The sequence below is a fragment of the Agrobacterium sp. 5Ca39 genome, assembly GCF_055382365.1.
In genome coordinates, this window is the sequence record NZ_AP026436.1 from 380,178 (window position 1) to 395,203 (window position 15,026).

A 15,026-nucleotide genomic window follows, 5' to 3' on the forward strand; every position below is an offset into this window, starting at 1 on the left:
GGCAGAATGGAAAGCGCTAATGCACATTGTCCGAAACTGGTCGTCGGTTTCGGGACAACGACATGCCTAAGAAAGAAAGATGAAGTCCCTGGGGGCTTTGTCGCTGCTATATCGCCTTGATGATCCTGCGCATCTCCTCCGAGCGCGCGCCGAGCATGAGGACGTTTTTCAGCGCCACGCGCGGATCGTGGGTCTGGAACAGCAGGCCGCCGCGATGAACGGATGTATCGACGGCGATTTCCTGATCGGGAAGGGCGTTGATGGCGACAGCGAAATACATCCGCGAATAACGCGCATCGATATTTTCGAAGAAGTTTTCGGCACCGCTCAGTTCCGCGAAGAAATTCGCGAAATAGAAGGACCATAGCACATGACGCTCTGCATCGAAGCTGGTCGTCGCCGCCGTGACGTGGCAATAACCCAGATGCGGCCGGTCATTCAGCAGATGGTGAAACACCATTTTCGGAAAACGGATGGACTGGTGAAAACCGTTCAGGCGGCTGTGGGTGGCATCGGCGGCAGCTTCCAGCTTTCGCCCGGTCAGCGCAGCCACTTCGTCATGGCTGTAGTAGACGCGTTCTTTCGGCAGCCACCGCTCTTCGTAACGGCTGATGCGCCCTGTCCGCAAAAAATCGGAATGCGCGGTCTTCGAGCGTATCGGTGTGACCGAATGCCTGCTCGCATCGAAATAGCGTATGCGTGTCGCCTTCTCCACCGGGAACACCCTCGTTGCTGTCGATCCGGTAAGATAATTTAGGGTGCGTTAATACTCCGTTGCGCTGCAGCCCCTGTTTTTGATGGGTGGGCAGTGGCTGCGCCATCATGCGTCATATTGCGACGTCGTTGCAGGCGGTAAATAGTTGCCGGATTTTGCAGTGGAATGGCCTGAAGACGCCGTTCGGACATGTCGCAATTTGTCGCCAATGCGGAAGCCGATGTCGCTGTCTGTGCTGCCGCAAATGACCGCCGATGATTAGATGAGGACATGCTTCCGCAGCCCCCGCAAATGGTGTCGGGCAGGGCGGTTTGATCGAGGATTTGGCCATGGAATTGCGTGATACCGTATTGCGCCAGCTGAAAAACCGCCGCGAAGGTTTTAGCCTGGAACAGCCCTTCTACACGGACCCGGATTACTTCAAGCTGGATATGGAAACCATCTGGTATCGCGACTGGCTGTTTGTCGGCCATGATTGTGAGGTACAGAAGTCCGGCAGCTATTTCACCGTGCAGGTCGGCGCCTATTCGGTCGTCATCGTTCGTGGCCGCGACGGGCAAATCCGCGCGTTCCACAATTCCTGCCGCCATCGCGGCTCCCGCGTCTGCACCACGCAGAAGGGCCAGTCGGCGCGTCTGGTCTGTCCCTATCACCAGTGGACCTACGATCTTGACGGCAAGCTGCTTTTTGCCCGCCACATGGGCGAGGAGTTCGACAAGGGCGATTTCGGCCTGAAGCCTGTCGCCTGCGAAACCGTCGCTGGCTACGTCTTCATCTGCCTCGCCGATCAGCCTGCGGATTTTGAGCCCACGCGCGCCGAAGTGGAGAGCTACATGGCGCCGCACCGCATATGGGAAGCCAAGGTCGCGCATGAGAGCACCATCATCGAAAAGGGTAACTGGAAGCTCGTCTGGGAAAACAACCGCGAGTGCTACCATTGCGCCGCCAACCATCCGGAACTCTGCCGTACCTATCCCGAAAACCCGAGCGTGACGGGAACGGATGGCGGGGCAAGCGACCCCGAGATCGGCGGCCACTGGGCACGCTGCGAAGCAGCCGGCCTGCCCAGCCGTTTCAAGATTGACCCGAAGGGCCAGTTCCGCGTGGCGCGCATGCCGCTGATCGGCGAAGCGGAAAGCTACACAATGTCGGGAAAACGCGCCGTGCGCCGGCCGCTGTCGGACGATGTCAGCATCAGCCATATCGGCGCGCTGCTCCTGTTCCATTACCCGACGACCTGGAACCACTTCCTCGGCGACCACACCATCTCCTTCCGCGTGCTGCCGCTCAGCGCCAACGAGACGATGGTTACCACCAAATGGCTGGTGCACAAGGATGCGGTGGAGGGCGTGGATTACGATCTTGAGGATCTCACCCATGTCTGGAACGAAACCAACGATCAGGATCGCCGCATCGTCGAGGAAAATGCCTTCGGCATTCGCTCGCCCGCTTATGAGCCCGGCCCTTACTCCATGGAGGACGAGGGCGGCGTGATGCAGTTCGTCAACTGGTACGCCGATTTCATGATCGACCGGCTGTCCGGCGACAAGGCCCGGCTTTCGGCTGTAGCGTGAAGATGAACATGGTCGTGACATATAAGCATATTGACGAGATGAAGCCGTGGAGCGACAAGCTCCATCTGCTGGAATGTATTTCGGTAACCCCCGAAACACAGGATGTGATGACGTTCCTGTTCCGCTCCGAGGATCAGAACTGGTTCCGTTATCTGCCGGGCCAGTTCGTCACGCTGGAACTGCCGGTGGGCAAGGAGCCGCTTTACCGCACCTACACATTGTCCTCCAGCCCGTCGCGGCCCTATTCGCTGTCGGTCACGGTCAAGGCGCAGGCCAACAGTATCGGCACGCGCTGGATGTTCGACAATCTGAAGCCCGGCATGAAGATCCGGGCGCTTGGTCCGCTCGGCGATTTTTCCTACGTCAAGCATCCCGGGGACAAGTATCTCTTCATCTCCGCGGGCTCCGGCGTCACGCCGATGATGTCGATGGTGCGCGACATGAGCGACCGCGCCCCGCAAAGCGACATTGCCTTCATCAATTGCTCGCGTACACCCGGCGATATCGTCTTCCGTCACGAGCTGGAATATCTCGCCCGCTTCATGCCGAACCTGTCGCTTGGCTTCATTGTCGAGAAATGTGGACGCACCGATCTGTGGTCCGGCCTGAAGGGCATGGTCGACAAGGCCAAGATCGCGCTGCTCGCCCATGACTTCATGGAGCGTACCGTCTTCTGCTGCGGGCCGGAGCCGTTCATGGCCGCCGTCCGCTCCATGCTTGAAGCCTCCGGCTTCGACATGGGCCGTTACCATCAGGAAAGCTTTTCGCCTGCTGCTCCCGTCGCCGTCGGCGAGAGTGTTCTCACCGATGATGGCGAAGCGTTGTCGATGGTGGGTTTTACCCTTTCCGGGAAAGAAATGCCCTGCCAGCCCGGGCAGACCGTTCTGATGACGGCGCGTGCAGCCGGTGTGCGGATCGGCGCAGCCTGCGAATCCGGCATCTGCGGGACTTGCCGGGTCTTGAAACTTTCCGGCGAGGTGGAGATGAACCACAATGGCGGCATTCTCGATGAGGAAATCGAGGAGGGCTATATTCTCGCCTGCTGCTCGCGGCCTTTGACCGATGTCAAGGTGGAGGCATGATGCCGGCAGGCGTTTGAGGCTTTCCTTCCATTGCCATTGTCTGGAACCAAATTTCCGTAAATTCGTTTGCACGTCATCCAATTCTTCTCGGGCATGAAGCGGGGCTGACCCTAATCTCCGAAAAGAGTGAGTGGGTGAAAAGCGTGGGTCAACGCGCTGAAGCAAACGGAGGAAGATCATGATAAATTTCCGGACAACGAGTGTCGCCACGGCCCTCGTCGTGTTCCTGACCAGCTTTACGCCGTCGCAGGCGTTCCAGGTTCCTGTGCCGATCCAGAAGCCGGCGGTGTCCACCGACAATGTCGTGCAGGTGCAATATCGGGAATGGGACCGTCGACATGATCGCCGTCACGGCGACCGCATGTATCGCCCGCGCCCGCCGCGTGACGGCTATTATAATGGCCACCGTGGTTACCGCGACCGCCGTCCGGGTTACCGTTATCATAACGGCTACTGGTTCCCGCTTGCCGCTTTCGCCACCGGCGCCATCATCGGCGGCGCGATTCAGCAACCCCGTCCGGCCTATGGCGGCAGCCATGTATCCTGGTGTCAGAATCGCTGGCGCTCGTATCGTGCCTACGACAACACCTACCAGCCCAACAGCGGTCCGCGCCGCATTTGCGTGTCGCCTTACAGCCGCTAATTGAACAAGCAGAAGCCCGGTCTTTACCGGGCTTTTGTCTGGCCCTGAAACGCCGTGGTTTTGATAAACGAAGCGTGATCGGACCGTTAATCGTAGGTTCAGCCACACGTCCCTAGGCTGTAGAAGTATACGACACCGCCCGGACAAAGGCGGAATAGAACAACAGAAATTCACGTCTTACGGCCTGTCGACCGTCGTGAATGGAGGAAGTCAGATGAAAAGCTATGTGAAGAATATCCTGGCTGTCGGTCTTTCTGCAATCGTGGTTGCAGGAGCGATTGTTCCGGCCGAAGCCGCCATGCCCCTGCCTGTAGCGCCGAAGAGCGTTGAGACCTCGGGCAACGATGCCAGCAAGAATATCGTGAACGTGCAATATTGGCGTGACCGTGACGGCTGGGGCGATCGTCGCGGCTGGTATCGCGGTCACCGCGGTTACCGCGATTATCGTCCGGGTTACCGCCACCATGACGGTTACTGGTTCCCGCTCGCAGCATTTGCAACGGGCGCAATCATCGGCGGCGCTCTTTCGCAGCCGCGCGAAGTCTACCGTCCGGTGCCGGAATATCGCCCGCGCCCGGTCTATCGTGAGTATCGTCCGGTCCGCCGTGGCGGCATGAGCCAGGCGCATGTGAACTGGTGCTATGGCCGCTATCGCTCCTACGACGCCTATAGCAACACGTTCCAGCCGTATAACGGTCCGCGCCAGACCTGCTATTCGCCCTACGGCTGATAGGTTGGCCAAGACCGGGATTTACAGAGCCGTCCGGTTTCGACCGGGCGGCTTTTTGCTGTCAGAGGATACGCGCGCGTTTCAACACGAACCAGGCGAGCACGACCGAGATGACGATGAAGATGCTGGCCGCCATGGTGCCACCGGTCCCGACCGTAAACGGCAGCTCATCCGTGTTCATGCCAAAAAAGCCGGTTACCAGCGACGGTGGCAGCAGGAACGCCGTCATCAGCGACAGTATATAGAGATGCCGGTTGGTTTCAGACGAGAGTTTTGAATCGATTTCTTCGTGAAGCAGCCTTGCGCGCTCCTGCAGGGCATAGACGTCATGATCGACAGCCTCGAGGCGCCCCATCAGCCGTGAGGCCACATCCTCGAAACCGTCAGGCATCTCGTCGTCATCCGCGGCCGAAGCCCGCCGCATCAGGGTGAGGACGGTGCGCAAATGCCGGTGCAGGCGCACCACCGTGCGGCGCAGCGGTGCGAGGCGTCGCCTTTCGTCGCGGGTCTCGCTGTCATAGACCAGATCCTCGATGGCGTTCAGTTCTTCCGTCGTCTCCATGACCAGATTGATCAGCGAGCGCTGGAATTCGGCGACAAGGCCTTCGAAGACGTGGGAAGGTGTGAGATAGCGGTTGGAGTTCTTGTCGACCGCCGCCTTTAGCCGGTCTACCGAATGCAGCGGCTGAAGGCGGGTGGTGATGATGAAACGGTCGCTCACCGCAAAATGCAGCCAGCCGAAATCGCGCGTTTCCTTGTCGAATTCCCGTTGGAAATCGACCAGGGTGCCGTAGAGCGATTTTTCGTCGACAACAATGGACGGATGCGTTTCGTGGGTGGTGAGGCTTGCCCGTGCTGCCGGATCGAGACCCTCAACCGTCTCCAGAAAACCCGCCACGCGCTGATCGGCGAGATTGAGATGCAGCCAGAAGAACCCGTCGCGTCCCGCCATCTCGTCAAAGCCGGCATCGGGCGCCAGCCTGCGGCATGGGGCCTTCCCGGGTTGAAATTGATAGGCCCAAACGAGGCCGGGAATGGTGGGCGTTATGAGGTCCATCGTGGCAGTCCTGACCGGCGGGATGGGAGGAGAGGGGTGCCCGTCGCACCGGGAGGAGGCGAAAGGAGCGCGTCAGGGCACCGTCAACATGCTGAGCAAATTCATATGACAGTTTTATAACAAGCCCGTCGACATACCGGGAATTTTCAAATTGACGTTTACGTAAAAATCATTTAGCCCGAAGGCAGTAGCAGGATACAAGAGCTTCGGGAGGAGGCAGCATGTATAGCGCGCCGGTGGATGATATCGCCTTTACACTCAAACATGTAGCGGGTCTCGGAGACGCGCTTTCCAGGGGTGTGCTGGGAGATCTGAGTGAAGATCTCGTCGATGCCATTCTGGAGGAAGCCGGACGTTTCGCCACCGGAGAGGTCGCGCCGCTCGCCGAAATCGGGGACCGTCAGGGCGCAAAACTTGCCGATGGCAGGGTGACGACGCCCGATGGCTGGGCCGATCTTTACCGTCGCTGGGCGGCGGCGGGCTGGAACAGCCTGACTGCCCCGGAAGAATTCGGCGGCCAGAACCTGCCGCATATGCTGAATGTTGCAGCGCTCGAAATGTGGAATTCCGGCTCCATGGCCTTTGCGCTGGCGCCGACGCTGACAATGGGTGCGGTGGAAGCCATCGTCGCCCACGGCAGCAACGATCTCAAGCGACGCTATCTGCCGAAACTCGTCTCCGGCGAATGGACCGGCACGATGAACCTGACCGAGCCGCATGCGGGTTCCGATCTTGGTGTCCTGAAGACCCGGGCGGAGCGCAATGGTGACGGCACCTACCGCATCTTCGGCCAGAAGATTTTCATCACCTGGGGTGAACACGACGCGGCTGATAATATCATCCACCTCGTTCTCGCCCGTCTTCCGGATGCGCCGGCGGGAACGCGTGGCATTTCGCTGTTCCTCGTGCCAAAATTCCTGCCCGATGAAAACGGCGCGCCGGGCAGCCGCAACGATCTTTTCTGCCACTCTCTCGAACACAAGCTCGGTATTCACGGTTCGCCCACCTGCACCATGATCTTCGGTGACGGCAAATTTGGTGACGAAAAGGGTGCGCTCGGCTGGCTGGTCGGCGAGGAGAACAAGGGCCTCGCCTGCATGTTCACCATGATGAACAACGCCCGCCTTGCCGTTGGCATGCAGGGCGTGGCGATCTGCGAGGCGGCGACCCAGAAGGCGATCGAATACGCGAGGGAACGCACGCAGGGCAAGGCGCCCGGCTGGCAGGGTTCGGGCATGAGCCCGATCATCGAACATCCTGATATCGTGAGAACCCTTCTGACAATGAAGGCGCTGACGCAGGGATCACGGGCGATTTCCTTCAGCTGCGCGCACGCCATCGACATGGCGCATGCGACTGAAGACGCCCGGCAGCGCGCTCACTGGCAGGAGCGCGCTGCCCTTCTGACACCGATCGCCAAGTCCTTTTCCACCGATGCCGGTGTCGATGTCGCATCCATGGGCATTCAGGTGCATGGCGGCATGGGCTTCATCGAGGAAACCGGCGCGGCGCGTTATCTGCGTGATGCCCGCATCGCGCCGATCTACGAGGGCACCAACGGCATTCAGGCCATCGATCTGGTCCTGCGCAAGTTGCCGCTCTCCGAGGGCGCGCAGGTGCGCGGTTTCATCGCCGAACTGCGTGAGATCGCCGCCCGCACGGCCACATCGAACCGTGACGATCTCGGAGAGACCGCCCGTTATCTCGATGCCAGCCTCACCGATCTGGAAACGGCAACCGACTGGCTGCTCTCCCGCATCAAGGCGGGCGAAACCGAGATGGCACTTGCGGGCGCCACGCCCTATCAGCGTCTCTTCGGTCTTGCCTTGACGGGCGCTTATCTCGCCAAGGGCGCATTGGTCTCCGTCGATGATGGCAGGGGCGGGCATCGTGCCGCGCTTTGCCGTTTCGCGGCGGAAAACCTGCTGGCGGAAACGGCGGCGCTGAAGGACCGCATTGTGTCAGGCGCGGCAAGCCTTGCCGCCGCCCGTACTGTTTTGGCTTGAGGAGCTTCAGATGTCGGACGACCATATTCTTGTCGCGCGTGTCGGCCATGCGCCTGACGTTCTGACCATCCGCTTCAACCGACCGGAAAAGAAAAACGCCATCACCGATGCCATGTATCTGCGCATGGCCGAGGCGTTGCACGCCGCCAATACGGATCCGGACATCCGCGTCGTTGCTTTTCTCGGCACGGAAGGCTGCTTTTCCGCCGGCAACGACATGGCTGATTTTCTCGCCTTCGCCATGTCAGGTGGAAAGGGCAAGCTCGCCGCCCTCGAACTTCTGAAAGCGCTGGTCGCCTTCGAAAAACCGCTGGTATCCGGTGTCGATGGGCTCGCCATCGGCATCGGCACCACGCTGAACCTGCATTGCGACCTGACGGTCGCTTCCAGCCGCAGCCTGTTCAAGACGCCCTTCGTGGATCTCGCATTGGTGCCGGAAGCGGCCTCCAGCCTGCTCGTGCCAAGGCTCATCGGCCACCAGCGCGCCTTTGCGCTGCTCGCCATGGGTGAGGGTTTTTCCGCCGAGCAGGCATTGCAGGCCGGGCTGATCTGGAAAGTCGTTGCCCCGGAACATGTCGAAGCCGAAACGCTGGCGCTTGCCACCCGCCTTGCCGCCAAACCGCAGCAGGCGCTGAAGATCGCTCGCGATCTGGTCCGCGGCAACCCGGCCGATATTCTCACCCGCATCGAAGAGGAAGGTCGTCATTTCATCGCGCAGCTGCAAAGTGCCGAAGCGCGCGCCGCCTTCGAGGCATTCATGCGTCGTTAAGTGTGCGGGCAGGAATTCCTTGCGGTTAAGCAACCGGGCAATATGGCTTGGGTTAGATAACGCACCGTCATTGTCCGAAGGCCACCCACATGCGTCACTTCGTTTTCGCCCTGACTGTCTTCCTATCCGCCGCGACGATTGCTGAAGCGGCGGCGATAACACGCGCTCCAGCGGCTTCCACCAACGATGTCATTCTGGCGCAGTCCACGGACGACGATAGTCCGAACTTCTATTCCGGCAATAACCGCGACCGCCAGCGCCGCGCGCGTTTCGTCTGCGTCATCACCCCACCGGACAGCGCCAACCGCCGTCGGCCCTATATCTGCCCGCTGGAGCGCGGCCGTGTGGGCGGTGCCTGCCGCTGCTCGGGCGTGGTGGGCAACGGCACGGTCGATACGGCCTGGTAAGACTCCCAGGCTTCATCTCCACTCTCATTCCTATGACAAGCACAGGAATGAGGGCTGTTGGGATTGCGGGCATATGAATCGTTGCGTTGCCTCAGCGTCGCTGAGCGGCTCTCCGCCCGGATTGCTTATTTCTCCAGCGTCGCCACGGCTTCCACATGCGGCGACCACAGGAACTGGTCGACCGGCGTGACGCGGGTGATGCGATAGCCGCCCTCGGTCAGGATGGCGAGATCGCGCGCCAGTGTCAGCGGGTTGCAGCTCACGGCCACGATCTTCTTTACCGTGCTGCGTGCCAGTTCCTTGCACTGGAATTCCGCGCCCGCGCGTGGCGGATCGAAGACGACGGCGTCGTAATTCTTTAGCTCGCTTGTCATCAGGGGGCGGCGGAAGAGATCGCGCTTCTCGACGCTGACCGGCTTCAGGCCCTGCGTGTTGCGGGCGGCGAAATCCAGCGCCTTCAGCGGCTTGTCTTCCGCCTCCACCGCATGCACCTTGCCAACGCGCGCAAGCCGCAGCGCAAATGTGCCGGAGCCGCAGAAGAGATCGGCAATGCGTTTGGACTTGCCGACATGGGCAAGCACCAGCTCCGCCATGGCGTCCTCCGCCTGCTTCGTCGCCTGCGTGAAGCTGCCGGCCGGCGGCGATACCGCCACCCCGCCAAACTCGATGATCGGCTTCTGGGGCTCGATCAATATTTCACCCGACAGTGAAACACGCGCAATGCCGCGCATGGCAAGAACCGTTTCCGTGAGCGTGCGGCGCTGCTTGTCGCTGACCGACTTGATGCCGTCGACGGAAATATCGAGGCCGGAAAGGGTCTCCAGCACCGTCATCCGGAAGGGTTCCGCATTCGCCACCATTGAAAGTCCGATGGCGCGGATGGCATCCAGTCGTGAGACGATGCCGGGCGAGGTGACGGGACATTCCTCAATGGCGACGATGTGGTGGCTGTTCGCCTGGCTGAAGCCGAGCAGCAGGCCCTTTTCCGTCTTGCGGGCGGCGAACACCGCACGGCGGCGCTCGCCGGGGCGACAGATGACGAGATTATCCACATCGGGCGTCAAGCCCTTCGATTTCAGTGCCGAGACCACCAGTTCCCGCTTGTATGCATGGTAAGGCTCGTCGGCGAGATGTTGCAGCGAACAGCCGCCGCAGGTGCCATTCTTGCCCTCCGGGCCGAAATGGCGGCAGGCGGGTGTACGGCGCTCGGGTGAGGCTTCCGTAATCGACATCACGGTGCCGTGATCCTTCACCTTGGCGATGGCGACCGTCTCGCCGGGCAACGCGAAGGGCACATAGACCGGGCCGTCGGGACAGTGCGCAATGCCATCGCCCTGGGCGCCGAGGCTCTTGATGGTGACGGTTTGTGTGCTCATGGCTTTTCGCCTCCGAGAAGAAATTCGACATTGCCGTCACCGCCGGAAATCGGCGAGGGAATGAGGCCGAGACTTTTCCAGCCCATGTCCTCCGTCAGCCAGCGCTCCAGTTCGGCCGCCACTGCGGGCGCGGTTTCGGGTTCCTTCAGAAGCCCGGCCTTGCTGATGGCGTCACGCCCTGCCTCGAATTGCGGCTTCACCAGCAGGACAGCGCGAGCACCCGGCTCAGCAAGATCGAGCGCCGGGGCGAGCGCGAGCTTCAGCGAAATGAAGGACACGTCGGAGACAATGAAGCCGATGGGCTGGTCATCGATATCGTCCGCCGTCAGGAAGCGGGCATTCAGCCCCTCCAGATTGGTGACACGCGGATCGTTTGCGATCCTTGCATGCATTTGCCCGTGGCCGACATCGATGGCGATGACGTGGCTGGCGCCCCGTTCCAGCAGCACCTCGGTAAAACCGCCTGTGGAAGCGCCGACGTCAAGACAGTGATGGCCGGAAGGATCGAGCCCGAAATGATCGAGTGCGGCCACGAGTTTCAGAGCTGCGCGGGAAACATAGGCCTGCGCTGGATCGCTGATGGCGATCTCGGCATTGCCGGCGACGGTCTGGCTCGGTTTGGTGACGGTCTTGCCGTTGACGCTCACGGTGCCGCGCGCAATCGCGTCGCGCGCACGCGAGCGACTGGCAAAATGGCCGAGCGACACGAGAAGCTGGTCAAGCCGTTCATTTTCAGGTGTTTTGGACATGATCCCGTGTCAATGACTGCCAAACTCCGCCGATGCAAGCGATTTATCGCGATGCGGAGCCGACAGCGCCTGAGCCACGGACTTATGAGGCTTTTGCGCCGCAAATCAGCATATCAGATTAATCCAATATAAAGGCTTGTATTGCAGGGTGTGCCAAGGCCCGTGCGGCCGGTCGGAACCCGCCATGATGGCATCTTCTCCCATTTCTGAAATTGCGGCCGTTGCAGCGCAGACGCTTGCTCCGAGGCATCGGGTCGCCGAGAGAGTTTGCGATGTCGCTGAAAAATCTCCCCATTAATCTGAAGCTCATAGCCACCTTCTGTGCCTTGATGGGCGTGTGCCTGCTCGCTTCCGCGGTCGTATTCTGGCAGACGCTGGGGAGCGAGCGTGTCACGATTGAAAACAACCGCACCAAGGATATCATCCAGGCCGTGGATGGCGCGACGGCAGCCATGCTGGAACAGGCCGTCAATCAGCGCGGCTTCCTGCTGTTCCGCAGTGACAGCACCTATAATGACGTGTTCGCCCAGCGCGATATCATGCTGAAGAAGCTTGATGCAGCGCGCGCCCTTGCTGCCGGCCAGCCGGACATCCTGAAATCCATCGACGACATGCAGAAATCCGCCACCGTGTTCTTCAAGGAACTGGCGGAACCGCAGATCGCCGCACGCAAGACGACCGAAGCGCCGATTTCCGAAATCATCGAAATCGGCCGTAATCAGGCCAAGGGCCAGCTTGACGGCTTCCGTGCCTCGGCCGCCAAGATCAAGGAACAGCTGAATGGCCTGTCCACCGCTTACGCTGCAGAACAGCAGGCTGCTGCCCGCAAGCTGGAATATGCCCTTCTCGGCGGTGGCGCCGTCGCCGGCCTTCTCGCCGTGATCCTGATCTGGGCGCTTTCGCGCTCCATCGTTACGCCCATCGTCGGCATGACAGCGGCGATGAGCCGGCTTGCCGATGGCGATCTGACGACGGAAGTTCCGGCCACGGATCGTGGCGACGAAGTCGGCAAGATGGCAAAGGCTGTAATGGTCTTCAAGGAAGCCGGGCTTGAAAAAGCCCGCCTTGCCGGTGAGACCGATCGCATGCGCTCCGCGACGGAAGCAGAACGTCGCCGCACCGAGGAAGAAAAAGCCAGGGACGAAGCCGCCAGCGCTTTTGCCAGCGCCGAGCTTGGCAAGGGCCTTGCGGCTCTCGCGGATGGCGATCTTTCCTATCGCATTGAAACGCCTTTTGCGCCTGCGATTGATCCGGTTCGTGTGAATTTCAACAGCGCCGTCGAAAAACTCCAGCAGGCATTGCGCACAGTCGGCGAGAACGCGGCCGCCATCAATGCCGGCGCTTCGGAAATGCTCTCCGCCGCCGACGACCTGTCGCGCCGCACCGAACAGCAGGCGGCCTCCATCGAAGAGACCGCTGCGGCGCTCGAAGAAGTCACCACCACCGTGCGTGATAGCGCCCGTGGTGCGGAAGATGCCGGCAATCTGGTCCAGCGCGCGCGCGCCGGTGCGGAGAAGTCGGGTGTTGTGGTCCGCAAGGCGGTTGCCGCCATGCGCGAGATCGAGAAGTCCTCGGGCGAAATCGGCAACATCATCGGCGTCATCGACGATATCGCTTTCCAGACCAACCTCCTGGCGCTGAATGCCGGTGTGGAAGCCGCCCGCGCCGGTGATGCCGGCAAGGGCTTTGCGGTGGTCGCGCAGGAAGTCCGCGAACTTGCCCAGCGTTCGGCCAATGCCGCCAAGGAAATCAAGACCTTGATCAGCGCTTCCAGCCAGCAGGTGGAAAACGGCGTCAATCTCGTCGATGAAACCGGCAAGGCGCTGGAACTCATCGTCTCGGAAGTCGAAGAGATCAACGCCCATGTCAGCGCCATCGTTGTCGCTGCCCGCGAACAGGCCACCGGCCTGCAGGAAATCAACACGGCCGTGAACACCATGGATCAGGGCACGCAGCAGAACGCCGCCATGGTGGAGCAGCAGACCGCCGCCAGCCATTCGCTGGCCCGCGAAGCGGAAGCGCTGAACAGCCTGCTTGGCCAGTTCAGGATGGGCGGCGCACGCACCGCCGTTGCGAGCGCCGGCGGATATTCCGCTCCGCGCCCGTCTTCGGCCAAGCCGGCCTTTCAGCCTGCGCCAGCCGCGCCGATCCGCAAGGCTCCGGTAAAATCGGCCTCTGCAACAGCAAGGCCTGTCGCATCGCCGGCCCGTGCACTCGGCCAGAGCCTTGCCCGCGCCTTCGGTGGTGCTGCCGAAGCACCGGCCGCGAAGGATCAGGACTGGACGGAGTTCTGAGCGGGGCTTCAGATTGAACCTACGGATCGGGGGCCGAAAGGCCCCCTTTTTGCGTCGGCATTTTCAAATGGGAGGCCGCCTAGGCGCGCTGTAGCCGGAACATCCGTGCAAAAAAAAGCTCATCCGACAGGCGGTGGAGCAGGGCGGCAATGACGGCGGTTGCGGCAATGGCGAAAACGAGACGTCCGGCGAGAACCCCGTAGACATCCGCACCCAGCGACATGACCACAAGCGTGTCTTCAATTACGCTATGGGCAAAACCCATGAAGACGCAGGACAGAAATACCTGCCGCGGTGATATCGTCCCCGATTGCGCCTCGCGGATCAGGAAACCCGCGCCGTAGGAAATGCCGAGGAACAACCCGATGGCAGTGAGATGCTCGGCCTCGCCGCGAATGCCTGCAAGACGCAGCAGGGGCGAGAGCGCTTTCATCATCAGCGCGAGCAGGCCGGTCAGCCTGAGAATTTCAAGGCAAAGGGAAAGGGCAAGGAGGATGGCGAGCATCCAGGCCATGGTTTCACCGAGACCGAGGAAATAGGCGGACCATTCAGGCGTGGCGCTCATCGCAATCCAGGCCGGGCTCGCCGGTCCCGACAACCAGCCGGTCGATTCCAGAAGCTGGTGCAGGAGAAAGGCATAAAGCAATCCGCCGCCGACGCGCAGCCCCGTCGTGACGATCATGCCGGGGCCCGCCTTTTCGATGATTTTCTGTTCGATTGGCAGGCCATGGGCGAACAGGATGAGCGCCGAAAAAACGGTAATATCAGCCACGGTCAGTGAAGACGCGGGAACCAGCGTGAAGATTAGCGGCACGGCACCCCATATGCCGACCAGCATCGCGGTCAGCCAGGCAAGGCCAAGTTCAGGCGGCAGGCCGATGAGGTTCATGACCGGCGCAAAGGCAGGCGCCACCGCCTCGATCGCCCCCATCCTTGATAGCAGCTCGGTCAGTATGGCGATCGGGACCGTGATCCGCACCAGCACCCAGTAGATTGCAAGCGTTTCCCGCGTTTTTTGCCAGACGGTCTGTAGAACTGACATATCAAGGCTCCCCTGAAAGTTGTTTCCATCCACTACTCCAGGCCGGTTCGCATTTGCGGTCAGAGATTGCAGTTTCATGCAATTTTATTGCAAAGATGGCGGCGGGCGATATGCTGCCCGCATGGACAGGATCGACCGGAAACTTCTGAACCTTTTGCAGAACGATGCCTCGCGCACCAATGTGGATATGGCTGACGAAGTCGGGCTGTCGCCGTCCAGTTGCCTGCGCCGCCTGCAGCGGCTGCGCAAGTCGGGCGTGATCGACCGCATCGTGGCGATCCTCAACCCGGCAAAGGCGGGACGCGTGCTCAAGGCTCTGGTGACGGTGGAGCTGAAACTGCACGGTGAGCAGCAGATGCGCCGCTTTCTGGATATTGCCTGCGCGGAGGAGGCGGTGTCGCAGGCTTATGCCGTCACCGGCGCAAGCGATGTCGTACTGATGTTACGCCTGCGGGATATGGAAGAATTCGACGCCCTGTGCGACCGCTTGTTCCGCGATCAGCACAATGTGGCACGCTTTTTCACCATGGTCGTCATCAAGACGGCGAAAGAAGAAACGGCCATCAAGCTTTGAAACTGATA

14 protein-coding genes are annotated in these 15,026 nt (G+C 60.8%); 9 read left to right on the forward strand and 5 right to left on the reverse strand.

Features of this window, described 5'->3' with window-relative positions:
• Positions 1–106 precede the first annotated feature (106 nt).
• A complete protein-coding gene (locus tag ACZ47E_RS01780) occupies positions 107–715 on the reverse strand; it encodes a DUF6656 family protein (protein WP_004440288.1) in 609 nt (202 codons plus the stop codon).
• Positions 716–1,044: 329 nt separating this feature from the next.
• Between ACZ47E_RS01780 and ACZ47E_RS01785 the strand changes: the two genes are divergently transcribed.
• The 4 genes from ACZ47E_RS01785 (at position 1,045) to ACZ47E_RS01800 (ending at position 4,744) form a co-directional block, all read left to right on the forward strand.
• Positions 1,045–2,289, forward strand: a complete 1,245-nt coding sequence (locus tag ACZ47E_RS01785) for an aromatic ring-hydroxylating oxygenase subunit alpha (RefSeq protein WP_278067262.1) — start codon at positions 1,045–1,047, stop codon at positions 2,287–2,289.
• Between the two features lie 8 nt (positions 2,290–2,297).
• On the forward strand, positions 2,298–3,371 hold the full coding sequence (locus ACZ47E_RS01790; RefSeq protein ID WP_173614480.1) for an FAD-binding oxidoreductase: 1,074 nt from the start codon (positions 2,298–2,300) through the stop codon (positions 3,369–3,371).
• 178 nt (positions 3,372–3,549) lie between these two features.
• Positions 3,550–4,014 carry a BA14K family protein gene (locus ACZ47E_RS01795; RefSeq protein ID WP_004440296.1) on the forward strand — a complete coding sequence of 155 codons (465 nt, stop codon included), beginning with the start codon at positions 3,550–3,552 and terminating at the stop codon, positions 4,012–4,014.
• 214 nt (positions 4,015–4,228) lie between these two features.
• Entirely contained in the window at positions 4,229–4,744 is a 516-nt protein-coding gene (locus tag ACZ47E_RS01800) for a BA14K family protein (RefSeq protein ID WP_004440298.1), read from the forward strand.
• A gap of 61 nt (positions 4,745–4,805) precedes the next feature.
• Here ACZ47E_RS01800 and ACZ47E_RS01805 read toward each other — a convergent pair whose 3' ends face one another.
• Entirely contained in the window at positions 4,806–5,801 is a 996-nt protein-coding gene (locus tag ACZ47E_RS01805) for a transporter (protein WP_004440300.1), read from the reverse strand.
• Between the two features lie 221 nt (positions 5,802–6,022).
• Between ACZ47E_RS01805 and ACZ47E_RS01810 the strand changes: the two genes are divergently transcribed.
• From ACZ47E_RS01810 to ACZ47E_RS01820, 3 genes are all read left to right on the forward strand, one after another.
• Positions 6,023–7,807 (forward strand): acyl-CoA dehydrogenase, encoded by a 1,785-nt coding sequence (locus ACZ47E_RS01810; protein ID WP_244405197.1) that lies wholly within the window; start codon positions 6,023–6,025, stop codon positions 7,805–7,807.
• Between the two features lie 10 nt (positions 7,808–7,817).
• Positions 7,818–8,576: a crotonase/enoyl-CoA hydratase family protein gene (locus ACZ47E_RS01815; RefSeq protein ID WP_072494031.1), complete on the forward strand. Its 759-nt coding sequence runs from the start codon at positions 7,818–7,820 to the stop codon at positions 8,574–8,576.
• Between the two features lie 89 nt (positions 8,577–8,665).
• Positions 8,666–8,983 (forward strand): hypothetical protein, encoded by a 318-nt coding sequence (locus tag ACZ47E_RS01820; RefSeq protein WP_003503086.1) that lies wholly within the window; start codon positions 8,666–8,668, stop codon positions 8,981–8,983.
• A gap of 125 nt (positions 8,984–9,108) precedes the next feature.
• Here ACZ47E_RS01820 and ACZ47E_RS01825 read toward each other — a convergent pair whose 3' ends face one another.
• Both ACZ47E_RS01825 and ACZ47E_RS01830 read right to left on the reverse strand, forming a co-directional pair.
• A complete protein-coding gene (locus tag ACZ47E_RS01825) occupies positions 9,109–10,359 on the reverse strand; it encodes a class I SAM-dependent RNA methyltransferase (protein ID WP_037090804.1) in 1,251 nt (416 codons plus the stop codon).
• Positions 10,356–11,108: a TlyA family RNA methyltransferase gene (locus ACZ47E_RS01830; protein ID WP_077986699.1), complete on the reverse strand. Its 753-nt coding sequence runs from the start codon at positions 11,106–11,108 to the stop codon at positions 10,356–10,358. Before ACZ47E_RS01830 ends, ACZ47E_RS01825 begins: the two co-directional genes overlap by 4 nt.
• A 272-nt stretch (positions 11,109–11,380) precedes the next feature.
• Here ACZ47E_RS01830 and ACZ47E_RS01835 point away from each other — a divergent pair, with 272 nt between their 5' ends.
• Positions 11,381–13,402, forward strand: a complete 2,022-nt coding sequence (locus ACZ47E_RS01835) for a methyl-accepting chemotaxis protein (protein ID WP_022555718.1) — start codon at positions 11,381–11,383, stop codon at positions 13,400–13,402.
• A 79-nt stretch (positions 13,403–13,481) separates the two neighbouring features.
• Here the strand turns inward: ACZ47E_RS01835 and ACZ47E_RS01840 are convergent, their stop codons facing one another.
• Positions 13,482–14,444 carry a nucleoside recognition domain-containing protein gene (locus tag ACZ47E_RS01840; RefSeq protein WP_077986700.1) on the reverse strand — a complete coding sequence of 321 codons (963 nt, stop codon included), beginning with the start codon at positions 14,442–14,444 and terminating at the stop codon, positions 13,482–13,484.
• Between the two features lie 121 nt (positions 14,445–14,565).
• On the opposite strand from ACZ47E_RS01840, the gene ACZ47E_RS01845 reads away from it, so the two are divergent.
• On the forward strand, positions 14,566–15,018 hold the full coding sequence (locus ACZ47E_RS01845) for an Lrp/AsnC family transcriptional regulator (RefSeq protein ID WP_022555720.1): 453 nt from the start codon (positions 14,566–14,568) through the stop codon (positions 15,016–15,018).
• Positions 15,019–15,026: the final 8 nt, after the last annotated feature.